The organism is Cyanobacterium sp. IPPAS B-1200 (genome assembly GCF_001747005.2).
GTDB lineage: Bacteria > Cyanobacteriota > Cyanobacteriia > Cyanobacteriales > Cyanobacteriaceae > Cyanobacterium.
Genome location: NZ_CP182899.1, coordinates 1,205,942 through 1,229,897, shown reverse-complemented (window position 1 = coordinate 1,229,897; position 23,956 = coordinate 1,205,942). Strand labels below are relative to the sequence as shown.

Here is a 23,956-nt window from a genome sequence, read left to right as displayed (position 1 = left end):
ATTAAATTAGGAAAAGACAAAGAAAATGGCACGGGAAAAATTTGAAAGAAATAAACCTCACGTTAACATCGGCACCATCGGTCACGTTGACCATGGTAAAACTACCCTCACTGCAGCTATTACCCTAACTCTCTCTGCTGCTGGTCAGGCAAAAGCTCGTAAATACGATGAAATCGACGCAGCCCCTGAAGAAAAAGCACGGGGTATCACCATTAACACCGCTCACGTTGAATACGAAACTCCTAGTCGTCACTACGCTCACGTTGACTGCCCTGGACACGCTGACTATGTAAAAAACATGATCACTGGTGCGGCTCAAATGGACGGAGCTATCTTGGTTGTATCTGCAGCTGATGGCCCTATGCCTCAAACTCGTGAGCATATCCTCTTGGCTAGACAGGTTGGTGTACCTAACCTTGCTGTGTTCTTAAACAAACAAGACCAAGTAGATGATGAAGAGTTATTGGAATTGGTTGAGTTAGAAGTTCGTGAACTTTTAAGCGAATACGGTTTTGATGGTGACAATATTCCCATCGTTTCTGGTTCTGCTTTAAAAGCTGTAGAACAGATGACTTCTAACGCTAAAACTCAAAAAGGCGAAAATGAGTGGACTGACAAAATCTGGACTCTCATGGATGAAGTAGATAACTACATCCCCACCCCTGAGCGTGACGTTGACAAGCCTTTCTTGATGGCTGTAGAAGACGTATTCTCCATCACTGGTCGTGGTACCGTTGCAACTGGTCGTATCGAACGTGGTAGAGTTAAAGTTGGCGAAACCGTAGAATTAGTAGGTATTCGTGACACTCGCAACACCACTGTAACTGGTGTGGAAATGTTCCAAAAAACTTTGGACGAAGGTATGGCTGGAGACAACGTAGGTTTATTACTTCGTGGTGTTCAAAAAGAAGATATTGAGCGTGGTATGGTATTGGCTAAACCCTCTTCTATCACTCCTCACACCACTTTTGAAGCTGAGGTTTATGTACTCAAGAAAGAAGAAGGTGGTCGTCATACTCCTTTCTTCCCTGGATACCGTCCTCAGTTCTACGTTCGTACTACCGACGTAACCGGAACCATCAGTGACTTCACCGCCGATGATGGTAGTGCTGCTGAAATGGTAATGCCTGGCGATCGCATCAAAATGACCGTTGATTTAATCAACCCCATTGCGATCGAACAAGGAATGCGTTTTGCTATTCGTGAAGGTGGTCGTACCATCGGTGCGGGTGCTGTAGCCAAAATTTTAAAGTAGGAAGAATTAAATAATGATTGGGGCGTTACTCAGATTAAGTTCTCTGTACGCCCTAATTTTATCCCTACTAACGAGATAATTCGGACTGATAAAAACTTTTGTACATTATCAACTCTTAATTATCAATCCTCAATTAATTAGTACCTTGAAAAATTAATCCCAGTAAAATAATAAAAATCATGGCAACCTTACAACAACAAAAAATTCGTATTCGCTTAAAAGCATTTGACCGTCGCTTACTTGATACTTCTTGTACAAAAATTGTTGAGACTGCTAATCGTACCAATGCTCAACCAGTAGGTCCTATTCCTCTCCCCACAAAACGTAAAATCTACTGTGTACTCAGATCTCCCCACGTTGACAAAGATTCCAGAGAACACTTTGAAACCCGTACTCACCGTCGTGTTATCGATATTTATCAACCCTCTTCAAAAACCATTGATGCTTTGATGAAATTAGATTTACCTGCTGGAGTTGACATCGAAGTAAAACTATAATTTTGGAAAAAATAACTTTTTTCTGTTAATTAGGGTGCATCTTTTCAGGATGACCACAAAAAATCGTATAATAGTAAATTGTGCTAATTTAGAAAAAACTATGCCTAAAGTAAAAACTAAAAAATCCGCTGCTAAACGTTTTCGCATTACTGGAAGCGGGAAAAAAATCATGCGCCGTAAAGCAAACAAAAATCACTTACTAGAACATAAAAGTGCAGAGCAAAAACGTCGTCGTCTTAGCAACATGGCTTTAGTTCATGAAAGTGATGAAAAAGAAGTACGTTTAATGCTTCCTTACGGTACTAAGTAGGAACAAATTTCTCCCCATTAAACTTTGTAATATTAATTTAATTGTAAAAAAATGAGTAGAGTTAAAAGAGGTAACGTCGCCCGTAAAAGACGTAATAAAATTTTAAAACTAGCAAAAGGTTATAGAGGTTCTCACTCTAAGCTATTCCGTATTGCTAATCAACAGGTTATGAAAGCGTTACGTAATGCTTATCGTGACCGTCGTAAGAAAAAAAGAGATTTTCGTCGTCTGTGGATTACCCGTGTAAATGCAGCGGCTAGAATGAACGGTATTAGCTACAGTCAATTAATTTATAAATTAGATAAAGCTAATATCTCTCTTAACCGTAAAATGTTAGCTCTTTTAGCGGTTCAAGATATGGACGCATTTAAAAAGGTAGTAGAATTAGCTCTTCAAGCCTAGATTTGTTTTATGGTAATGGAATAAAGTGTTCTTTAGCTCTAATAAGGCTTCGGAACACTTTTTTTATATTTAATTAGGCTACCAATTGTTCTTTATCATTGACAACATCATCAGAGGAAGGATAATTACCTAAATATTCTTCTAACTGGACATTAATATCATTTTTCACGATTTCTCTATATTCCAAGAAATGCTCATTGTGAGCGCACAGAGTTAGATAATGTTCCCATACTCCTGGGTTATTTTTGATAATGCTAAAGAGATGGTGCCAAAACTTCCAACGGGTATCTCTTTTTATTCCTTGGCGCCATATGACGATCGCCAAAGCCTTTAGATCGACGAGGCTAGGTAGTTTAGCAGGGGGATGAGCTTTGGGGGCGCCTAACTTGAGGAAACAACGATAAGTCCTATCTAAGTAAGCATGGGGATCATAAAGTCGCCAAAAAGCATCTACATATTCATTGGCAATGTCCTCTACGGGGCGAGTGGGTACAAAATTCATTAGGGTAGTCTGGTTAATGTTGCCATATTTTCCTGCCCCTAAGCGTCCTTCTTTCTCCAAACGATGCCATAAAGCTGTGTTGGGTAATGCTTGTAACATGGCGAAGGTGGTGGTGGGAATGCCGACTTGCTCAGCAAAGCGCACAATGCGATCGCCCGCACCCTTTTCTTCCCCATCAAAACCAATAATAAAACCAGCCATAGGACGTAATCCAGTGCGAATAATTTTATCTACCGCATCAGTCAATGAACTACGGGTATTTTGAAACTTCTTAGTCATAGCCAAACTATCCTCATCGGGAGTTTCAATGCCTAAGAATACCGCATCAAAATAACAGTCCACCATCAACTCCATCAATTCAGTATCATCAGCTAAATCCACAGAAGCCTCCGTATTGAAGCGGAAAGGATATTGATGCTCCTGTTGCCATTCCTTGAGAGCTTTTAACAACAACTTCACATTACGCTTATTGCCGATGAAATTATCATCCACCATAAACACACTGCGGCGCCAGCCCAACTCATAGAGATAGTCCAACTCTTTTAATAACTGCTCAGGGGTTTTTGTCCGTGGCTTACGACCATAAAGAACGATAATATCGCAAAATTCACACTGGAAAGGACAACCCCTCGAAAATTGCACCGACATGGAATCATAGGCATCCAATTCCAACAAATCGAAACGAGGAATCGGGGTATAAGACACATCAGGTTTTTCTGTGGTACGGAATACCCCAGAGGTTTCTCCCCTCTCGATCGCCTCTACAAACATCGGTAAAGTGATTTCCCCTTCATCCAAAACAAAAAAGTCTGCTCCCGCTTCCTCTAGCTCATGGGGGACGGAGGTAGGATAAGGCCCCCCTACCGCCACTAATTTACCCCGACTTTTTGCTTCCTTAATTTGGTCAATTAAATCCTCTTTTTGAACAATCATCGCTGACATGATGACCACATCAGCCCATGCCCACTCTTCTTCTGTAACCGCTCTAATATTGCGATCTACCAGCTTAAATTCCCATTCTTGAGGTAGTATGCCTGCCACGGTCACTAAGCCCAAAGGAGGCAATAAAACCTTGCGATTAACTAATTCTAAGATTTTCTCGTAAGACCAAAAAGTTGGCGGAAAAATTGGATAAACTAAAAGAGCTTTCATTTTATATGGGGTTAGATATTATTTATATTTATTATTGATCTCAAATCTAACTCATATTGTCAGGATTGGAAAGTTAATTATTTCCCGTGAACCCCTAAAGCCTTTTCAAAGGTTTGACGGTCAAGGGTTTCATTCTCAATCAAAAGATCTACTAAATAATCAATGGCGGGGCGATATTCATTAATAATGGTTTTAGCATTTTCATGACACTGATTCACAATCGCTCTAATTTGTAAGTCAATTTTTTGGGCTATGTCCTGAGAATATTCCGTACGACTCATGGAGTCATTGCCGAGGAAAACGGGTTGTTCATCCCCTTCAAGGGCAATGGGTCCTAAATCGGACATCCCAAATTTAGTGACAATTTGACGGGCTAAACTGGTGACACGTTCAATATCATTACTCGCTCCTGTGGTTACTTCATCTTCCCCAAAGATCATTTCTTCGGCAGCTCTACCCCCCAATAAACCTGTAATACGAGCAAATAATTGACTACGGGATACCAAGCCCTGCTCTTCATCGGGAGTAAACCAAGTTAAGCCTCGGGCTTGTCCTCGGGGAATGAGGGTGATTTTTTCTACGGGATCATGGCCGGGAGTGAGGGTGGCGACTACGGCGTGTCCTACTTCATGGTAAGCGATTAATCGTTTACTTTTGCTATCCACGAGGGGAGTGCCTTCCATCCCTGCGATAACTCGGTCGATGGCTTGATCTACTTCTGCCATGGTAATGGAGTCTTTTCGTTTACGGGCGGTAAGGATGGCCGCTTCATTGAGCAGGTTCGCAAGATCTGCCCCAGAAAATCCGGGGGTGCGCTGGGCGATCGCCTTTAAATCCACTTCTTCATTAACTTTCTTATCAGCGGCGTGGACATCTAAAATACCTAAACGTCCTTCTAAATCAGGATAATCCACAATTACCTGACGATCAAAACGTCCTGGACGCAACAAAGCGCTATCAAGGACATCAGGGCGGTTAGTAGCAGCGATAACGATAATCCCTGAATTGCCCTCAAAACCATCCATTTCCGTCAACAATTGATTAAGGGTTTGCTCCCGTTCATCATTCCCTCCACCAATGCCACTACCACGCTGTCGGCCCACCGCATCAATTTCATCGATAAATACCAAACAAGGAGCATTTTCCTTGGCTTTACGGAATAAATCTCTTACCCGTGAAGCCCCAACTCCCACAAACATCTCCACAAATTCTGAGCCAGAAATGCTAAAAAATGGAACTTCTGCCTCCCCTGCGATCGCCTTTGCCAACAAAGTTTTACCCGTCCCGGGAGGCCCTACCAATAATAAACCCCTCGGAATCCTTGCCCCAATAGCCGTAAATTTATCAGGAGTTTTAAGAAAAGTTACCACCTCTTGTAATTCTTCTTTAGCTTCTTCGACCCCAGCCACATCCTGAAACTGTACCCCTGTCTCGGATTCCATCTGAAATTTTGCCTTGGACTTACCAAAACTCATGGCTCCCGCCGCAGAATTAGCAGATTTCCGAATCAAGACGAATAAACCAATGATTAAAAATAACAATAATGCCAACTGCACACTGCCGATAACCGCCGAAGCAGAAGCACCTGAAGATTGCACGGCAAAATCAATATCTTTATCTCTAATAAGACTAATTAACTCACGATTATCATTGAATAAATAAACAATTTCAGGGTTATCTTCCTCTCCCCCTGCTAAAAACACCCTTGCCACATTGGTTTCTGGATCTATTTGGATTCTCTCAACCTCTCCTGCATCAATTCTTGTGAGTAGTTCACTATAACTAAACTGTTGATTTTCCTCTCGATTTTGTGCCACAGCAACTCCTGCCCCTGTGACGAGGGTTTGCCCCCACAAAAGACTACTAATGATTAGGGTAAGGACTCGATTAGATTTTTTTCTTTTACGGGAATTATTATTTAACATTTCTATTTTTTATATATAAGGCTCAGTGCGCTGGTAAATTAAAATAACTACTTTCATTATAAGATGTTGCCAAAAAGTCTTATGACAAGAAGGAAAATAGGGAATAGGTAAGCCTATTTTAAAAATTAAATGCTGATGGTAGTTGAACAATGTTTTGTATCATCAATAAAACAACCTCTAACTACAATTTTGATTAATGGTGGATTTTAGACCTCCAGCTAACCTACTCCCATAGACTATTTTATTGACCTAATGACTTAAGAGCAGTAAGGGCGGCCCAGCGACTATCGGTAATGGTGGCACTCTCATCAATGGTTGGGGGTTCACAATCTTCGTTGTTACAGACTTGTCTTAGGGGTAAAGCTAAGGATAGTTGCTCATAAACCCATTCTTGCACCTCAAAATAGCCATCTGGGGGCAGACTTTCACATAAATCATCTCCTGATATTTCCCTTTCTAGGGGTAAGTTATCGGGATCTTCAAATTGATCACTGAGCCAGATAATTTCTGATGTATCTACTTCGAGGCGATGGTTAAAGGTTTTTAGGCAGCGATCGCACTTTAGGGTCAAAATAGTATCAGCGGTCAACTCTACCTCTAAAAAACCTCCCCGATGATGTATAGCAAAAGTACCCTTGATAGGGGTTAAGGTTTGAAAACCCTTGATATTTTCCTTGAAGGTGAACCTATCCATTTGCTGGGGCATTTTTAGCAATTGGGGAATATATATTCTTTCCATCCTTTTAACCGTCATTGATTCATCAATCATTAATTTAGCAGATTTGGGTTAATTCTTTACAGTTAAAGAGCTATTGTCACTTTATTTTATGGTTTGTTAGTGTAATAAACAGTGTATAATACACATATAATTACACATAATCTATAAAAACCATGAGAACAAACATTGATCTCGATGATAAATTAATTGAAGAAGCGTTTAGTTTAACCAATGTTAGAACAAAAAAAGAGTTAGTGAATTTGGCTTTAAAGGAATTAATTCGGAATAAAAAAAAGTTAAATTTATTAGATCTTAGTGGAAAAATTGATTTTGCGGAGGATTATAACTATAAAGAATTTAGATAAAAATGTATTTAATTGATACTTCTACATTAGTAAATATTTTTAGAGATAAAAGTAATATATTAAAGACGAAATTAGAAAATCATATCCAAGATGAGGCGATTTTTTTAACCCATTTTACGCAAATAGAATTATTACAGGGAGCAAAAAACGAACAAGAATGGCAACTATTAAAACTTTATCTTTGTCAACAAGACTATATTTTGGAAAATCCGGATAACTTTGTTCATTCCGCTCGAATTTTTTATGAATTAAGACGAAAAGGACTCACCGTAAGAAGTATTATTGACTGTTGTATTGCTCAATTAGCTCTTCGTCATGACCTAATTTTAATCCACAATGATAAGGATTTTGAAACTATCAAAAAAGTTCGCCCTCTAAAAACTTTTATTTTTGATCAATAAAAAAACGGGCAAAAAGCCCGTCTTAAAACAATCTAACGTAATTTGACAATTAATCGCCGTTCGGGTTCATTTCCCTGACTTTCGGTGGTTAAATCATCAGAAGATTCGAGGATACTGTGGATTTGTCGCCTTTCTACGGAGGATAAATATTTAATTTCCTCTGGAATGCCAGTGTCCCTGACTCTAGCGGCTGCACTTTGGGCGATCGCCACTAATTCCGCTTGACGACGAATGCGATAACCATTCAACTCCACAGTAAAAAAACAAGGAGCAGAATCACCCAAACCAATATTTAATAAAGAATTAGCCAAATATTGAACCGCATCGATAGTATCCCCTTTCTTGCCAATTAAAGCATTAATCTGACTTTGATCAAGATTAGCCTCATCAATAGTTAACCAACAGGAAACCCCCTGTTTGTCATTTTCTTCCACCCTACCCAATTGCACATCCGCAGGAATATTCATTAACTTGAGTAGAGTTTCTAACCACTGTTTGCCCCGTTGGACTTGTTCATCCATAATCTGTATTATTTAACCTGAAGTTTTCTCTTTCTTTTTACTTTTTTTCTCAAAAGGAATTGCTTCCCTGCCTTTGGTTGCCTTAATTTGATCATCGAGAATTTTTTGAATATTCTCTGGCAAAGGTTCACGCATCAAAATCAAAGTTTGGATCGTTTGAAATACGTTAGCCAAAACAATATACATCAATACCCCCGCAGGAAGAGGGAAGAATAAAAACATCCCAGAGAAAATAACGGGAGTAATCTTGTTAATATTTTTTTGTTGATCATTTCCAGTGTTAGGCTGCGCTGCACCAGACAACTCTTGGTTGAGGTAAATACTCACCCCAAAAAAGATAATCATTCCCAAAATATCCCAGTGGATTTTTCCGTCCTCTCCCGTAACTCCAATGCGTCCCAAGGCTTCAATGAACAAAAAGCCCTTGTCCGCAGCGATACCTGGTAAACTTACCTGAATGGTGGCATCTCCTGTGGCTAGGGCTGTAATATTTCCATTTTCATCGATAGAAACTCTTTCTTGTCCTTTGGTAACTTCCCAATGGGGTGAAATGTCTTCACCGTTAGGATATTGAGTTAGTAATTCTTGGAGAGATTTACCTTCGGGGGTTTGAAATTCTACTTTCTCGGTTTCACCCACTACTAATTTATTACCCGTGGGAATGATAGCGGCAATTTTGTTATGTACTCCATCACTGACAAAAACGTTTTGGGCTTTGGTGCTATAATACTGGGGTACAATGCGCTCTACTTGCTCTTGGGGAAAAATCTGCACATCGACATTGTAGTTGATATTGGCAAAAGGTGATCCTCTGAGGGTGGCAAAAAGGGCAAATAGGATGGGCATTTGTAACAAAAGAGGTAAACATCCAGCGAGGGGGTTACCAAACTCTTGCATAATTTTCCCCATTTCTTCCTGTTGTTTTTGGGGATTATCTTTATATTTTTTTCTAACTTCGTCTTGTTTTTGCTTCATCAAGGGTTGGGTGATGCGCATTTTTCTCATGTTGCGGATTTGTCCTGCACTGAGGGGATATACTCCTAAACGTACCACAAGGGTAAGAGCGATGATTCCAAAACCATAGCTTGGCACAATCCCGTAGAAAAAATCTAGGATTGGCAACATGATGTTTGTTGATATAAAACCTATACCAAAATCCATTTTTATTTTATTTCCTTACTATATGCTAATAATTTACAGTGTACGATGAACCATTGACAAATTTAATGGATAATTGATGGTTAATAATTGATTATTAAAATTAATCTAAACTTTTGCGTCGCATCGGTAAGTCATCCCATAAATAAAGAATAATATTATCCATTCTCAATTATCCATTTTCAATTATCTAAGGTGCGATCGCCTCTAAGGATCTACCAGTTTTATCGGCCGCTTTTTGAGCGATATAATCAGAAACGTTTCTGAAATCAGGCATAGCCCGTAATTCTAAACGACTTCCATCTTTAATAGTTACGACAATATCACCCCAAAGACCTAAACCTCTAGGGATTTTTACTACTTTGATCACTTCAGAATAAATAATATCGGTGCGATCGCGCCCTTGCCATCCCCCAGTAACAGAAATACGACGGTCAGTAATACGATAACGTAACCATATAGCCCGGGCGATCGCTCCCACAGTCAAAGGTAAACAAATGACCGTAAAAGCCAATAACACATTAAAAACCAGATCCCCTACATGGGGGCCACCTTCATAATAAACTTCCTCTTTAATTCCCATAGATAATATCTGTTTTAATTAGTAACTCTTTCAATTCTCTCAAAAAATGCTCATAATTGCATTCTCTGGCATCAGATTTAACTGTAATCACGATTAGCCAGTTAGAAGAAATCTCGGGAAGTAAAGACCTGAAAGCAGATTTTATCTGTCTTTTGATGCGGTTGCGCACTACGGCTTTTTTACTAACTTTACGACTAATGGAAATCCCTAGCTTTGTAGAAATAGGACATACCAATGAGTCTGAAACCATGATGGGCAAAGCCCGAATAATCAGATGACGACTATAGCGGCGAATACCATGCTGATAAACAGTTTGAAAATCCGACCGCTTTTTAAGTCGATGTCGTGACGATAATCCCACTTGAATTTAGAGGATAAATAAATTGGACGGGTAAAAAAAGAATCAATTGTCTTATACAGCTAATCTTTGTCTTCCTTTACTACGACGTGCTTGAATCACTTTACGTCCATCTTTGGTTCTCATACGGGCACGAAAACCTGAAGTTCTTTTTTGTTTACGTCTAGTTCCGTTTAAAGTATGCTTACTCAATTTTTCCTCCTTGTAATCTTTTGTAAAAAAAACAGCATCTTTCATTATAAGACACAATGCTATTTCCCGTCCATAGACAATCTAATTATGGCTGGAAAAGGAAATAGGGAATGGGGCTAGGAGTTGGCAAAGGGCTAGGAGTTGGCAAGGGGCTTAAGCCCCTTGTTAAAATTTACAGATAAAACTTAACTTATAAATGAGTACATAACGTCAGATATTTAAAATTCAGCCATGGTTATTACCTTTTACCCTAACAAGATAAAAACTAATTGACAATTACTGCCTAAGCCTTGAAAATGAGGGATGGAAAGAAAATATTATTATCAGGTGTAGTTCACCTCAAATTTATTCAGGAAGGCTAGATTATGGCAAGAAAACCCGACGAATATAGTGTTCATCTATTGCTCAGTAGCGGACACAGGGAAGAAGTAAAGTTTAACACCATACAAGATTTTCAGAAGTGGTACAGTGGAGAGTTAGTACCCAAATCAGCTTCACAGGATTTTATTAACGTACCCATCAAAAACATTCAGGGAGAATATATGGTGATTCGTCCTTCTGAGGTGGTAGGAATAAGAGTTGAACCAGTATTTTTTGGCAGTGTCGATCGCAATTTTGCCGAATAAAACAACACTTACCAACCATAGTTCAACTCTTAGGAACAAGAAGAACTAGGAACATTTATACTTATTAAGATCGATTCCTGCTTCCCTAGCCATTTGACCAACACTTTTGGTGTCTAAGGTTTTGATTGCCTTGGTAGAAAGACGTAGTTTTACAAAGCTCTCGCCTTCTGCCCACCAAATTCTTTTGTCTTGTAAGTTAACGTGTTGTAATCTTTTGGTACGACGGTGGGAGTGGGAAATTGAGAAGCCGTTGTTTGCTCTTCTTCCTGTCAATTGACATACACGAGCCATAAGTTTATCTCCTATATATAATTATTCTAAAATTTAGTCAGCAACCTTTAATTGTACTAGGATGTTGATTAAATCTGCAAGTTTATTTCCTCAAGGTAGGTTATTCATATAAAATGAATTTTTGTTTTAAATCGGGTGACAAAGAACAAAAAAATTCTCATAGTCAATCAAAAATCAGTAAAACAAATTTTAAATTCTAAATTCTTAGTTATTTTTATTTATGTCAAAAAATCAGGGAAAATTATTTGTAATTACAGGGCCTAGTGGGGTAGGTAAGGGAACCTTGGTGCGATCGCTCCTAAGCGCCCATTCACAGCTATTTGTGTCTATTTCAGCCACCACTCGCCAACCTCGTACGGGGGAAGTAGATGGCAAAGATTACTATTTTTTGACCACGGCTCAATTTGAATCCATGATTGAGGAGGAAAACTTACTCGAATGGGCGCAGTATGCAGGAAATTATTATGGTACTCCCAAACAAGCCGTCCTAGAACAGATTAATCAAGGTAAAACCGTCATCCTTGAAATCGAGCTATTAGGGGCAAGACAGGTAAAAGAAAATTTTGCGCAGTCCCAATTAATCTTCATTTTACCCCCCTCAGAAGAAGAGTTAGAAAGGAGATTACGGGGTAGAGGTAACGATGCCGAGGAAGCCATTAAAAAGCGTTTGGCACGGGCAAAAGAAGAAATTGCTGCCCAAGATGAATTTGATTATAAAATTGTTAATGATCAGTTAGAAAGTGCGATCGCCCAGTTAGAAGATATTATCTTTGGTAAACAAGAAGTAAATTAACCGAAAAACCATCCTAATCCAAAATCTTTCCCCATAGAACACAACACCTGTTAATTAAAGACAAAATCGTGATATTCTTATGTGGGTTTATTAGGATACATCCCTGATAAAAAAGTATTGTTGATGAAAATAGACAAAAAAAGTTGATGGAAAATACCGCTACCCCAGAAACCAATCCAGCACAAGAAATACAAACAACCTTCACCGTTGAAGAAATCCAAGAGCTATTACCCCACCGTTATCCCTTTGCGCTAGTCGATCGCATCATAGACTATGTACCGGGTGAAAAAGCCGTAGGTCTAAAAAATGTGACCATCAATGAACCCTACTTTCCCGGACATATACCCAGTAAACCCCTAATGCCAGGAGTATTACAAATAGAAGCCATGGCTCAGGTGGGGGGAGTCATTCTTACCCTGTTACCCGGAATGAAAGGCAAATTTTTCGCCTTTGGGGGCATTGATAAAGTACGTTTTCGTCGCCCCGTAGTACCAGGAGATCAATTAATTATGACCGTGGAACTATTATCTTTCAAACGTAATCGTATTGCTAAAATGCAAGGGCAAGGTTTGGTTGATGGACAACTAGCCGTGAGGGCTGAAATGTTATTTTCTTTGCTCGACTAATTTAATCGTTAATACAATTTTAAATAACCGTGATACATCCTACAGCGATTATTGATAAAAAGGCAGAATTAGATTCTACCGTCACCGTTGAACCTAATGCCGTGATTGGGGCGGGGGTAAAAATTGGAGCAAATACCATTATCGGTGCTAATGTCGTTATCCAAGGTGATACGGAAATTGGTGCTGACAATAAAATTTACCCAGGGGCCGCCATTGGTTTAGATCCCCAAGATTTGAAGTATAAAGGAGCGAAGACAGGGTTAAAAATAGGCGATCGCAACTTAATCCGTGAATTTGTTACCCTAAACCGAGCCACCGCCGAAGGAGAATACACCATAATCGGTAACGATAATTTATTGATGGCTTACGTTCATGTTGCCCATAATTGCATCATCAAAGATAGGGTTGTCATTGCCAACTCCGTCAGTTTAGCTGGTCATGTACAGGTTGATTCTAAGGCCGTAATTGGTGGTATGTTAGGAGTCCATCAGTTTGTCCACATCGGCACCATGGCAATGTTGGGGGGTATGAGTCGCATTGAAAGGGACGTACCACCATTTATGTTAGTAGAAGGAAATCCCTCAAGGGTGAGAGCCTTAAATAGTGTCGCCCTCAAGAGAAATAATTTCACTCCAGAAGAAATTAAAGAACTAAAAGAGGCTTATCGCATTCTGTATCGCTCAGGATTAACCCTTGCCCATGCCCTAGAAAAATTATCATCCATAGCAGTTAATGAAAAAATCAAAACCCTCTATGATTTTATGGTTACTTCTAGCACCGACTCATCCCGCAGAGGCCCTATTCCTGGTAATAAAAAATAAATAATAATTGAGAATGGATAATCAAAACAATAATTGTCCATTCCCCATTCCTAACCTTTACGAAACAGGTTTCTCAGCGCACCTTAACTATTTTCATTGACAACTTTTTTGGCACCTACAAGGGCATCAATTACCTGAGTAGAATCAATTAATCTTTTTAACACCACTTGACCAACACTACTATTTTTTTTAGCAGCAGGAGTAGAAGGTTTGACTTCAATCATCAAAACAGCATCCTCCACTTCATAAAGCCACAAAACCTCTCCATTTTCTTCGATACCAATTCTTAGACAACTAATATGGGGAGGGCGACGCCAAGTGATAGCATCCCATAAACCTCCAGTTTGCCACACTCGATTATAACTCCAACCTTCTGTTAAAAAAAAGTATTTCATCGATTATTTTAGTATTAAATTTCTTCTTATACTCAAAATTTAACTTAAGTTCATCGCCGTTCAACCAAAATTAACAAAGGTTGTATCGTACCAAATCGGATTATTAGTAAAGTTTAGTATTGTTCACCATGTAACAATTGACAATAAACAATTAAGTAAGTGGGCATAATTAAATCGATTTAGGCAAGGGGTTTAAACCCCTTGTTCATAAGAGTCTTAATAGAATAAGAGCTATGATTTAGTATCAATTACCTTCATGGTGGGGGTAATCCATTTGTAAAATAGTTCCCGCAAAGAAAGGGGAAAGAGTAAGAATAAAAAACATCCGAATCATTTGCATAGTCAAAACCATCCCCGAATCTCCTCCTAACTCTAGGGCAGTGGCTGTCATGGTATTCAAACCCCCTGGGGTAGTGCCTAATAAGCAACTCATCAAGTCTAGTCCCGTGATTTGATGGAATTCGTAACCAATAAGAAAACAGATTATAATTAATAAAATTACTAACACTGTCTCAACTAACACTGCTTTTAGTAGTTTGTTGATTATTTTTAGGTCAAATTTTACCCCCGTAGATAAGCCAAGGAAAAATAAGCCGATACTAAATATTGTGGGGGGAATGGTGGTGGGGATAAACCAAAATAGGAGGAGACAACTAAAAAAGGGAGCAAGAAAAAGGTTGGATGGCAGTTTGATAAGTTTGCCGACTTGAATGGCGATGGTGACGGTGCCAATAATTAGTAGGGTTTTGAGAATAGCGGTTAGAAGGGAGGTTGGTAAGTCGGCGGTGATAAGTAAATTATTGGTAGGGGTAAAACAAAGTTCGGGGTTGCATGATTCTACGATGGGGGTAGCTAAAATCGGGGTAGAAAAGTAAAAGGCGACAATATTGGGTACTATCAACGATACTAATAGAATCCTGACATATTGTAATACGGTAACGGCGATCGCATCTGCTCCCATTTCTTCACTCATGGCCACCAAACTTGAGCCTGCCCCTGGAATTGAACCCAAAAAGCTAGAGCAAGGATCTATTTTGGCGATTTTGCACAGTAAAAAGCCGTTTAATAAACTAAATATTCCTGTGATAAAAATTGCTCCTAAGAGCGGAAATAAATAGTTTTGGGCGTTGATTAAACTATCTAAGGAAAAATGACTCGCCGTTACCACCGCAATCATTCCTTGCCCTACGACTCCCACAGAATGGGGAAACGATTCTATTTTGCCTTTGACAATGGAAAAAATAATGGCTACTAATAAGGGTACTAAAAACCAAGCTACGGGAAAATGGAGATAGTCAAAGATAAAAGAAAATATTAACGCCAATAAAAATAAACTGCAAAGAGCGAAAATTTCCCCATTATCAATGGTGAGAGTTTTTGTCATTTCGTGGTGTGGATAATCGAACCTATATTAATTTTAGGTTAAGAAATTACAATTATTAACTTTAGGTTAAGGAATTGTGCTGATTTTTTGACCCTAAAATTTTGCGATGATAACCCATCAAGAGAAAAGGTCAAGTTATTGTAGTATTGATAAGGGTAAATTAGTTTTAAAAATGGTTATGGGTTCTTATATCGAAATTGGTGATTACAAAGTAACTGAAGAAAATGTATTTTCTATTTTGGCTCAGAAACAAATTATTATTCCTTTAGCCACTGAGATTATTTTAGACAGTGCGATCGCCGATATTGAATGTACCCCAGAGGAAAAAAACATGGCTTATCAACAGTTTTTTAACCAAATGAAAATTCCTCCTAACGATAAGCAACAATTAAAAGTATGGCTAGAAAGAAACTATCTAACTTTTGAACAATTAGAAAAAAGAATTTTAAGGGGTATAAAATTAGATAAGTTCAAAGAAAAAACTTTTGCACCTCAATTAGAATCCTATTACCTAAGAAGGAAAAGAGAATTAGATAAGGTTATATATTCTCTCATTAGAACTAAAAATGTAGGACAAGCCCAAGAGTTATTTTTCAGAATCCAAGATGACGGACAGGATTTTGCAGTCCTTGCCAAGGAGTTTTCCCAAGGGAGTGAAGCAGAGACTGGAGGGATAGTTGGCCCAGTAGAATTAACGACACCCCATCCCCAAATTGCCCAACTTTTGATGACTGCCCAACAAGGGAAAGTTTTAGCTCCCGTAAGAATTGGTGAATGGGTGGTTATTTTGAGGCTAGAAAGATATATTCCAGCTCAATTAGATATGAACATAGCGAGAAGGTTGATGGAGGAGTTATTCAATAATTGGCTTAATAAGGAAATTCAAAATCAGGTTAAATTTTATTTAGAAAACTTTTCTGTTTCTCTACCTGATAGTGAGCCATCACCATTAATGAATGGCAATAATCAAAATGGTCAAGTTTTCCAAGCAAATCCTCCTCAATCCTAAAAAAAATACTACCAAGATCCATTAAGGTTAGGAATTACTTTTGTAGGCTTGTGGTTACACGTTGCGAAATGGCGATAAGTTATCGTGGGTAAAAGTTGAGATATTTTTATTCATGATGAAACTAAAATACTTGTTACCTTTAATTTTACTTACCCTAGGAGCTTGTAACCTTGAAGAAGGAGAACAAGTTGCCTTACAGTCCTCGAATAATAGCAATAACACTAATGATATTCCTGTACTTTCTACCAACAACTTCAATCCTGAACCCATAATCATTGATATAGAAAAATTACCAGAGCCTTTTGAAACAAACAGTGTCTCTGCACCGGCTAAAATTTTACCCATTCCCTCGGAGCGTGTTTTTAATGTGCCAGAAGGTTTTGAGGTGAACGTTTATGCGGAAGGCATAAATAATCCTCGTTGGTTGCATTTAACCCCAGAAGGGGATGTTTTGGTAACAGAAACAAGGGATAATCGCATTACTCGCTTACAGGATACTAATAATGATGGAGTGGCGGATCAAAAATCTGTATTTGCCGATTCGGGTAATGGTTTAGATATTCCTTTTGGTATGGCTTTTACTGATGATTATTTTTTTCTAGGAAATCATAATGGAGTTAGACGTTACGGTTATACTAATGGGCAAAATCAGTTAGAAGGACAAGGAGAATTAATAGCCCTTTTGCCAGGGGGTGGTTATAACCAACATTGGACAAGAAATGTGATGGTATCTCCCACGGAAGATAAATTATATGTTTCCATTGGCTCTCGTTCTAATAATGATGTGGAGGAGTTGCCGAGGGCTTCTATTCAAACGATGGATTTTGATGGTGATAATCAAGAAACCTTTGCTTCTGGTTTACGAAATCCTGTGGGGTTAGATTTTCACCCTTTGACTAATCGTTTATATACTACGGTTAATGAGAGGGATGGTTTGGGAGATAATTTAGTACCTGATTATTTTACCAGTGTGCAGGAGGGGGGTTTTTATGGTTGGCCCTATAGTTATTTTACTCCCGAATTATTAGATCCTCGTCATACTGATAACAGTGGAGAAAGCATTAATCCAGACTTAGTGAGTCGTACGATTATGCCAGAGGTGTTAATTCAATCTCATTCTGCGGCATTGGGAATGGCGTTTTATGATGGAGATACTTTTCCTGAGAAATATCAAAATGGGGCTTTTGTGGCTTTTCGGGGTTCTTGGAATCGCAGGGAGGCAACGGGATATAAATTGGCATTTATTCCTTTTGATGAGAATAATGAGCCTAGGGGCTACTATGAAGATTTCTTGACGGGATTTTTAACGGATTCCTCAAATCCTTCGACGTGGGGGCGCCCTGTGGGAGTTTTGGTTTTGGATGACGGTAGTTTGTTATTTACGGAGGAGGCAAATGATGTTATTTATCGTGTGCAGTATGTGGGTAAGTAGCAGTCTGAATATCTCTGAAATTTTGTGCTGATGGACATCTCCCCTCATCAAGGGGAGAAACAAGGGCTAAGAATTTTAAGGGTTGTTGTTTTGTAAGCGGTTGAGATTGTCTATGGCTAGTTGATAGTTGGGGTTAATGGCGATCGCTTTTTGATACTCTTCTATTGCTCTATCAATATTACCCATTTTTTCGTAGGACAAAGCCATATTATTATAGGAGTCGAGATGATTAGGATTTAATTCGATAGATTTTTGATAGTCTTGGATAGCTAAATCATAATTTTCTAAAACTCGATAAACGTTACCTCGGTTATAGTAGGCAATTTGATAATCTGGTTTTAATTCTATGGCTCTGTTGTAGTCTGCCATAGCTTGGGGATAATTGGCGAGGGCGAAGTGGGAATTTCCTCTATTAATCAGAGCGTTGGTATCGGTGTTATCAATGCGTAAAGTTTCGGTATTATCTTTTATGGCTTGTTCATGATTCTCTAAGCTATAGTTAGCAATACCTCGATTGTAGTAAGCATTTTTGTAGTTAGGATCAATTTCAATGACTTTATCGTATTGGGCGATCGCCTTTTGTGCTTCTCCTATCTCTCGGTAAATATTGCCTAAATTGTAATGGGCATTGGTATAGGTGGGATCTAACTCTATGGCTTGAAGATAGTTGGCGATCGCTTTTTGATCTTCTCCTAGGGATTTATAAGCATTACCACGATTGTAGTAAGCCCTCATGTAACTAGGATCTAATTCCATAATACGTTCATAATCGGCGATCGCCTCTTGATATTCTCCCAAGGCATGATGGGAAATACCACGGTTATTATAAGCATCCACAAAATTGGGATCTCCTCGAAGAGCCGAATTATAATGAATAATAGCCACATTGTAACGTTGCTCATCATAAGCTCTATTGCCCAACTCATAATATCGTGAAGGTTCTAAACCTACCGAGGAATTAGAGGAAGGAACTTCCACCGACTCAGCTTCCATGGGATTGATATAATCAACCACCCCCCCAGAAGTTGGTAAAAAAGCATAAAAGGCGATCGCCCCAGAAACCACCAAAGGAGATAACTGCAACATTTTTTGTACCCTCAAAGATAAATTATTTTTACGACTTATTTTAGCCAACTGCATCGAAGTAAAATCCCTTCTTTGATAAGCAAAACCATAGTTAGGATCAATGCGTATCACATTCTCAAAACAATCTAGCGCATTTTTATAATCCTGCAACTCCAAATAATGATTACCCCGTTCAAAATATAAATTAGCCGATGATTTAGCCTCCAGAGAAATTAACGTTTCAGCCTCTTTTTGTTTCAAAGCATCCAATACCTCATCCACCCATTGATAACGTTTATTACTAGCTCCTTCTACCAACTTATTCAACACCCTCGCCAAATCATTTTGAATGGGGTTATTAAGTAAATAATCTCGCCATATCCACTCCCCTTCCCTCGTATCAAACAAATCAAAAGGTTCAACCCCAGTCATCAAATGAAGACAAGTCACCCCCAAACTGTACAAATCACTATAGTAATTTGTCTTACCGAAGGTTTGTTCTGGTGCCGAATATTGAGCAGAACCAATTACCGTACTTGTTATCGCCAAATCAACATTTTGCACCACCTTTGACGCTCCAAAATCCACCAAAAATAACTGATTATCACTGCGACGACGGATAATATTTTCTGGTTTTATATCTCGGTGAATAACTTTATTTTCATGGACAAACTTTAATACAGGTAAAAGATTAAGTAATAAATCTCGGATTTTTCCCTCATCAAAAACCCCCTCCAAAGCCAACTCCTGAGCTAGATTATCTCCATCAACAAACTCTTGTAATAGATATTGACGACCATCTTGGGTAAAGTAATCAAAAAACTTCGGTATCTGTGGATGAGTGCCTAATTTTTCTAATTGCCTTGCTTCTTGGGCAAAAAGAGTCTTTGCCTTTTTCTTATTACTCGTGCCTTGGGCTTGGGGCAAAAACTGCTTAATTATACACCTAGATCCCGCTGTTTTCTGGTCATCAATACCATAAAAGGTTCGACCAAATCCCCCTTCCCCAATAATTCTGACGGCACGATAACGATTTTTAAGTAATAATTTAGATCCGCAATTTTTACAAGTATCATCCTTAGGATAATTTTCCGTTAGGCAGTCAGGATTAAAGCACTTACTCATCGCTCAACCATGGGGCTAAAATTCGATTTTAGCATTTCGGCATAATTTATATACAATTCATTTAGAATTTCAATTAATAGAGACTTTTGCACCTTATAAAACAGTTATCTACCCCTAGAGACTTAATGTTAACTTTTGAAGCATAAGGAGAGTAAATTATTTCTACATACTTATTCCGTTTATTGCAGATAATAATTGATCGTTTTCTTCTTCGGTACCAATGGAAATTCTTAATCCTCCGCCCGTATGTCTAATTAAAATATTTTTTGCTTTTAACTGGCTCATAATATGATTATGATTTTCTGAGGAGGGGTTAATATTTGACCTTAAGTATATAAAATTTGAGTCACTATGCCACACTTTTAATTTTTCGTTAGTTTTCAACTGTTGATAAACCCTCTCTTTTTCTCTCATTATCTGTTTAACAGAAGGTAAGATTAAATCTCTATTTTCTATCGCAACTTCAGCCGCGAGTTGAGCGAAGGTAGGGAGATTGTAAGGTAATCTGATTTTTTCTAATACTTCAATAATAGGACTAGGGGCGATCGCATATCCCACCCGATGAGCCGCTAAGCGAAAAGCCTTAGAGAAAGTACGAGTAATTATCCAATTATCATGGGCAAGAATTTCTGACACTAAAGTTTGCCCAGCAAACTCATAATAAGCCTCATCAATAACCACCAAAATATCATTAGGTAAACCCTTCAACCAATCAATCTCGCCCTGAGTTAAACAGTTTGCCGTCGGTGAATTGGGATGTACCACAAAAACCACCTTGACAGGAGCAGAGGTTGGATTATTAATCGCCTCATTAGCTTCCGTTAAATTAATACTAAAATCTGATTCATGACGGTTAACCGCTACCACAGGAATCCCCAGAGTTTCTGCCAAAATAGCATACATAGAAAAAGTAGGATTTGCCACCAAAATAGAACCCCGTCCATTCAAACAAGTAGCGATTAAAATAGAGCGGATAATTTCATCCGAGCCATTTCCCACCGATACATGACTGGTTTTAATCTCCCCTGCCAAATTTGCTGACTCATTCACATATTCAGCAATCAATTTTTTAAGTTTAAAATGACCTCCATCAGGGTAACGATTCGTCGTTACTTTTTGATCATAAATAGAAGCTAACTTTGCTTTAATTTCTGACGGCAAATTTAAAGGACTTTCATTGGCATCTAAACGAACTAAATTTTGGCTCTCATCAACGGGTGTAGGGTGATAAGCCTTAAGACTCAATAAATCTGGGCGAATAAAAGATAAGTTATTGGTGGTCATTGAACTATAAAAAACAGACACATAGACATACATTATAACAAGGGAATGTTGACCCCTTGCCCAAGATTTAGTAGGGAATAAACATATTTGTTTATTTTAATATTGCGTATAAATTATCCTTTAATTGCAATTAATTGTGTAAAAAAAGGGGATAAAGGTATCAAAGAATACAGTGACGTCAAATAAAAAACCGTTTAATGCACATATTCAGTTCATATATTCATACAAAAAGACATGGGATTAACAAAGACGGTTTTATCTCAGCGAGACGAATGGAGAGGAGTAGAAAATCTTTGTATCAAATGTGGTAAATTCCATGCCAGTCAAGATCATTGGCAATTTATGGAAAGTATGCCCAGTGACCCTTTGGACATGATTAGTGACTTGACGAAGATGGGGGTATACAAACCCCAAACGTTTGATATTGCAGATGCTCTTAGTTCAGCAGAATTAAGAAAAGAGTTATTTTTGAAAATGGCGGGGAAAGGTAGCCCCAAGCGTGAAAAATTGATTTTGGAATTGGCAAAACAAGCTGGAGGTTTAGATAATGCCTTCTCAGCGGCTTTTGGGCCCAAGGCTGGACAGTTTTTCGGAGATGCCATTCGTAATGGCGAAGTAAGTCGTCGTAAATTTTTACAAAATGTGGCTATTGGTGCCGCCCTTGTCACCCTTGTAAATGCTTGTGGGAATGGTGGTGGGGATACAGCGGTTGATCCTGATGCACCTCCTGTGGATGTGTCAGGCTTGGAGAAAACTGATTTGAAAGTGGGTTTTATTCCCATTACCTGTGCTACCCCTATCATTATGTCTGAGCCTTTAGGCTTCTATGAAAAATATGGTCTAAATACTCAGGTTGTAAAAATGCCTAGTTGGGGTGCGGTAAGGGACTCTGCGATCGCAGGGGAACTAGATGCCTATCATATGTTAGCCCCCATGCCCATCGCTATGACTTTGGGATTAGGTTCGGCAACCTTCGGAGTAAAACTAGCCAGTATTGAAAATATTAATGGTCAAGCCATCACCATCGCCGAAAAACATAGAGGCAATGTCAATGGGCCAGCAGACTTTAGGGGATTTGTATTGGGTGTACCCTTCCCCTACTCCATGCACAACCTATTACTTAGATATTATCTAGCTACGGGGGGGATTAATCCTGATACCGATGTTACCATTCGCCCTGTACCACCCCCAGACAGTATTGCTCAGTTGGTGGCAGGGGATATTGATGGCTTTTTGATGCCTGATCCTTTTAACCAAAGAGCCGTCTTTGAAGGGGCTGGGTTTATCTATAAACTTACCAAGGATATTTGGGATGGTCATCCCTGTTGTGCTTTTGCCGCTAGTGACACTTGGATCAGTGATAATCCTAATACCTTCCGAGCTTTAAACAAAGCCATTATCGAAGCCACAGACTACGCTAGGGTACAGGAAAATAGAGTACAAATTGCTGAAGCAATCTCTGGTAGAGCCTTCCTCAATCAACCCGTAGAAGTGGTCGAAGCGGTATTGACAGGCAACTTTGAGGATGGTTTGGGCAATACTTTTAATATACCCGATCGCATCGACTTCGATCCCTATCCTTGGCAGAGTTTCGCTAATTGGATCACTTCTCAGTTAGTTCGTTGGGATATTTCTGGGGATGGTAAAGCCGCTGAATTGGTAGCTGATGGTAACTATGATCAAATTGGACAAGATGTATTTTTGACCGATTTGGCGAGGGAATTGGCGGAAGAGTTGGGACAAACTCCCCCTGATGATATTTACCGCAATGAAACCCTTGCCTTTGATGAATTTGATCCTCAAAATCCAGAGGAATACATACAGGCTCAAATTGATGAGTATGGATTCTAGGAGTTGAACCCCCCTAGCCCCCCTTAATAAGGGGGGAGTAAAACTAATTCAGATTTTTCCTTTTGGTTTGACGAGAAATACAACAAAATTTGTAAAAAAATGACTATAGTCCAAGAAAATAAATTTAAACAATTATTGGAAAGTGAGAATATAAGGGCGCTGGGGATATTTATGATTTCCCTCGGAATTTTTCTCTCATTGTGGGAAATTGGAGCAAATATGGAGCTTTTTTCCCAAGGAATGCCCACGGCTTCTTTAACCCTAAAAGAGTTATGGTGGTGGATTACCAATCCTTTTTTTAACAATGGCCCTAATGATATGGGTATTGGTTGGAACTTATTGACCAGTTTACGACGAGTTGCGATCGGTTATACCATGGCTTCTATTATTGCTGTACCTTTGGGTATTTTAATTGGTATTTCCAAAATTGCTGCTAAAGCCTTTAATCCTTATGTACAGTTACTAAAACCTGTATCTCCTTTGGCTTGGTTGCCTTTGGGTTTATATCTATTCCGAGATTCCGAAAAAACAGGTATCTTTATTATCTTAATCAGTAGTATTTGGCCCACCCTTGTAAATACAGCCTTTGGAGTAACTAACGTTAACTCCGATTATCTTGATGTGGCTAGAACTTTGGGGGCTTCCCGTTGGCGAACTATTTTTAAAGTGATTATTCCTGCTGCTTTACCTAATATTATTTCGGGATTAAGAATCAGTATGGGTATTTCTTGGCTAGTAATCGTAGCAGCGGAAATGCTCTTAGGTACTGGCTTAGGTTACTTTATCTGGAGTGAATGGAATAATCTCTATTTACCCAACATTATCGTTGCCATTATCATTATCGGCTTCGTGGGTTTAATCCTTGACCAAATTTTTATTTTCCTTGAAAAACTCGTTTCTTTCGGTAAACAATAA

General features: G+C 38.9%; 27 protein-coding genes. 14 read left to right on the top strand and 13 right to left on the bottom strand.

What is annotated here, in order from left to right:
- Positions 1-25 precede the first annotated feature (25 nt).
- From tuf to rplT, 4 genes are all read left to right on the top strand, one after another.
- Entirely contained in the window at positions 26-1,255 is a 1,230-nt protein-coding gene (gene tuf, locus A5482_RS05755) for an elongation factor Tu (protein ID WP_069790790.1), read from the top strand.
- Between the two features lie 179 nt (positions 1,256-1,434).
- Positions 1,435-1,752: a 30S ribosomal protein S10 gene (gene rpsJ, locus A5482_RS05750; protein WP_015223309.1), complete on the top strand. Its 318-nt coding sequence runs from the start codon at positions 1,435-1,437 to the stop codon at positions 1,750-1,752.
- 100 nt (positions 1,753-1,852) lie between these two features.
- Positions 1,853-2,062 carry a 50S ribosomal protein L35 gene (rpmI, locus tag A5482_RS05745; RefSeq protein WP_069790846.1) on the top strand — a complete coding sequence of 70 codons (210 nt, stop codon included), beginning with the start codon at positions 1,853-1,855 and terminating at the stop codon, positions 2,060-2,062.
- Between the two features lie 51 nt (positions 2,063-2,113).
- Positions 2,114-2,464, top strand: coding sequence for a 50S ribosomal protein L20 (gene rplT, locus A5482_RS05740; protein WP_069790789.1), 351 nt, complete (start codon positions 2,114-2,116; stop codon positions 2,462-2,464).
- 73 nt (positions 2,465-2,537) lie between these two features.
- Here rplT and A5482_RS05735 read toward each other — a convergent pair whose 3' ends face one another.
- The 3 genes from A5482_RS05735 to A5482_RS05725 form a co-directional block, all read right to left on the bottom strand.
- A complete protein-coding gene (locus tag A5482_RS05735) occupies positions 2,538-4,118 on the bottom strand; it encodes a B12-binding domain-containing radical SAM protein (protein ID WP_069790788.1) in 1,581 nt (526 codons plus the stop codon).
- A gap of 77 nt (positions 4,119-4,195) precedes the next feature.
- Complete coding sequence (ftsH, locus tag A5482_RS05730; RefSeq protein ID WP_069790787.1) at positions 4,196-6,043, bottom strand: ATP-dependent zinc metalloprotease FtsH; 1,848 nt, start codon at positions 6,041-6,043, stop codon at positions 4,196-4,198.
- A 241-nt stretch (positions 6,044-6,284) separates the two neighbouring features.
- On the bottom strand, positions 6,285-6,812 hold the full coding sequence (locus A5482_RS05725; protein WP_369816731.1) for a YceD family protein: 528 nt from the start codon (positions 6,810-6,812) through the stop codon (positions 6,285-6,287).
- Between the two features lie 122 nt (positions 6,813-6,934).
- Between A5482_RS05725 and A5482_RS05720 the strand changes: the two genes are divergently transcribed.
- Both A5482_RS05720 and vapC read left to right on the top strand, forming a co-directional pair.
- Positions 6,935-7,126, top strand: coding sequence for a type II toxin-antitoxin system VapB family antitoxin (locus tag A5482_RS05720; protein WP_069790786.1), 192 nt, complete (start codon positions 6,935-6,937; stop codon positions 7,124-7,126).
- 2 nt (positions 7,127-7,128) lie between these two features.
- The gene (gene vapC / locus A5482_RS05715) at positions 7,129-7,527 is read left to right on the top strand and encodes a type II toxin-antitoxin system VapC family toxin (RefSeq protein WP_069790785.1); all 399 of its coding nucleotides are present in this window, start codon (positions 7,129-7,131) and stop codon (positions 7,525-7,527) included.
- A gap of 32 nt (positions 7,528-7,559) precedes the next feature.
- On the opposite strand, the gene A5482_RS05710 is transcribed toward vapC, so the two are convergent.
- The 5 genes from A5482_RS05710 to rpmH form a co-directional block, all read right to left on the bottom strand.
- Complete coding sequence (locus tag A5482_RS05710) at positions 7,560-8,048, bottom strand: Jag family protein (protein WP_083260424.1); 489 nt, start codon at positions 8,046-8,048, stop codon at positions 7,560-7,562.
- Positions 8,049-8,060: 12 nt separating this feature from the next.
- Positions 8,061-9,209 carry a membrane protein insertase YidC gene (gene yidC, locus A5482_RS05705; RefSeq protein WP_069790783.1) on the bottom strand — a complete coding sequence of 383 codons (1,149 nt, stop codon included), beginning with the start codon at positions 9,207-9,209 and terminating at the stop codon, positions 8,061-8,063.
- A gap of 187 nt (positions 9,210-9,396) precedes the next feature.
- On the bottom strand, positions 9,397-9,789 hold the full coding sequence (locus A5482_RS05700; protein WP_069790782.1) for a PH domain-containing protein: 393 nt from the start codon (positions 9,787-9,789) through the stop codon (positions 9,397-9,399).
- Positions 9,779-10,150, bottom strand: a complete 372-nt coding sequence (rnpA, locus tag A5482_RS05695; protein ID WP_069790781.1) for a ribonuclease P protein component — start codon at positions 10,148-10,150, stop codon at positions 9,779-9,781. Before rnpA ends, A5482_RS05700 begins: the two co-directional genes overlap by 11 nt.
- Positions 10,151-10,201: 51 nt before the next feature.
- Positions 10,202-10,339 (bottom strand): 50S ribosomal protein L34, encoded by a 138-nt coding sequence (rpmH, locus tag A5482_RS05690; protein WP_069790844.1) that lies wholly within the window; start codon positions 10,337-10,339, stop codon positions 10,202-10,204.
- A gap of 365 nt (positions 10,340-10,704) precedes the next feature.
- Here rpmH and A5482_RS05685 point away from each other — a divergent pair, with 365 nt between their 5' ends.
- The gene (locus A5482_RS05685; RefSeq protein ID WP_069790780.1) at positions 10,705-10,965 is read left to right on the top strand and encodes a hypothetical protein; all 261 of its coding nucleotides are present in this window, start codon (positions 10,705-10,707) and stop codon (positions 10,963-10,965) included.
- Positions 10,966-11,010: 45 nt separating this feature from the next.
- Here A5482_RS05685 and rpmB read toward each other — a convergent pair whose 3' ends face one another.
- The gene (rpmB, locus tag A5482_RS05680; RefSeq protein WP_069790779.1) at positions 11,011-11,256 is read right to left on the bottom strand and encodes a 50S ribosomal protein L28; all 246 of its coding nucleotides are present in this window, start codon (positions 11,254-11,256) and stop codon (positions 11,011-11,013) included.
- A 220-nt stretch (positions 11,257-11,476) separates the two neighbouring features.
- Here rpmB and gmk point away from each other — a divergent pair, with 220 nt between their 5' ends.
- The 3 genes from gmk to lpxA all read left to right on the top strand — a co-directional run bounded on the left by gmk (position 11,477) and on the right by lpxA (position 13,496).
- Complete coding sequence (gene gmk, locus A5482_RS05675; RefSeq protein ID WP_069790778.1) at positions 11,477-12,049, top strand: guanylate kinase; 573 nt, start codon at positions 11,477-11,479, stop codon at positions 12,047-12,049.
- Between the two features lie 146 nt (positions 12,050-12,195).
- Positions 12,196-12,675 carry a 3-hydroxyacyl-ACP dehydratase FabZ gene (gene fabZ / locus A5482_RS05670; RefSeq protein WP_141712674.1) on the top strand — a complete coding sequence of 160 codons (480 nt, stop codon included), beginning with the start codon at positions 12,196-12,198 and terminating at the stop codon, positions 12,673-12,675.
- A 23-nt stretch (positions 12,676-12,698) separates the two neighbouring features.
- Positions 12,699-13,496, top strand: a complete 798-nt coding sequence (gene lpxA, locus A5482_RS05665) for an acyl-ACP--UDP-N-acetylglucosamine O-acyltransferase (RefSeq protein ID WP_069790776.1) — start codon at positions 12,699-12,701, stop codon at positions 13,494-13,496.
- An 83-nt stretch (positions 13,497-13,579) separates the two neighbouring features.
- Here lpxA and A5482_RS05660 read toward each other — a convergent pair whose 3' ends face one another.
- Together A5482_RS05660 and A5482_RS05655 are read right to left on the bottom strand one after the other, a co-directional pair.
- Entirely contained in the window at positions 13,580-13,891 is a 312-nt protein-coding gene (locus A5482_RS05660; RefSeq protein WP_069790775.1) for a hypothetical protein, read from the bottom strand.
- A gap of 244 nt (positions 13,892-14,135) precedes the next feature.
- Positions 14,136-15,275 (bottom strand): AbrB family transcriptional regulator, encoded by a 1,140-nt coding sequence (locus A5482_RS05655; RefSeq protein WP_069790774.1) that lies wholly within the window; start codon positions 15,273-15,275, stop codon positions 14,136-14,138.
- A 178-nt stretch (positions 15,276-15,453) separates the two neighbouring features.
- On the opposite strand from A5482_RS05655, the gene A5482_RS05650 reads away from it, so the two are divergent.
- Positions 15,454-16,284 (top strand): peptidylprolyl isomerase, encoded by an 831-nt coding sequence (locus tag A5482_RS05650; protein WP_069790843.1) that lies wholly within the window; start codon positions 15,454-15,456, stop codon positions 16,282-16,284.
- A 112-nt stretch (positions 16,285-16,396) separates the two neighbouring features.
- Positions 16,397-17,716 carry a PQQ-dependent sugar dehydrogenase gene (locus tag A5482_RS05645; RefSeq protein WP_069790773.1) on the top strand — a complete coding sequence of 440 codons (1,320 nt, stop codon included), beginning with the start codon at positions 16,397-16,399 and terminating at the stop codon, positions 17,714-17,716.
- 75 nt (positions 17,717-17,791) lie between these two features.
- On the opposite strand, the gene A5482_RS05640 is transcribed toward A5482_RS05645, so the two are convergent.
- Together A5482_RS05640 and A5482_RS05635 are read right to left on the bottom strand one after the other, a co-directional pair.
- Positions 17,792-19,906 (bottom strand): tetratricopeptide repeat protein, encoded by a 2,115-nt coding sequence (locus tag A5482_RS05640; protein ID WP_069790772.1) that lies wholly within the window; start codon positions 19,904-19,906, stop codon positions 17,792-17,794.
- A gap of 162 nt (positions 19,907-20,068) precedes the next feature.
- Positions 20,069-21,190: a histidinol-phosphate transaminase gene (locus A5482_RS05635; RefSeq protein WP_069790842.1), complete on the bottom strand. Its 1,122-nt coding sequence runs from the start codon at positions 21,188-21,190 to the stop codon at positions 20,069-20,071.
- 234 nt (positions 21,191-21,424) lie between these two features.
- Between A5482_RS05635 and A5482_RS05630 the strand changes: the two genes are divergently transcribed.
- On the top strand, positions 21,425-23,041 hold the full coding sequence (locus A5482_RS05630; RefSeq protein WP_069790771.1) for a CmpA/NrtA family ABC transporter substrate-binding protein: 1,617 nt from the start codon (positions 21,425-21,427) through the stop codon (positions 23,039-23,041).
- A 99-nt stretch (positions 23,042-23,140) separates the two neighbouring features.
- Positions 23,141-23,956, top strand: coding sequence for a nitrate ABC transporter permease (ntrB, locus tag A5482_RS05625; RefSeq protein ID WP_069790770.1), 816 nt, complete (start codon positions 23,141-23,143; stop codon positions 23,954-23,956).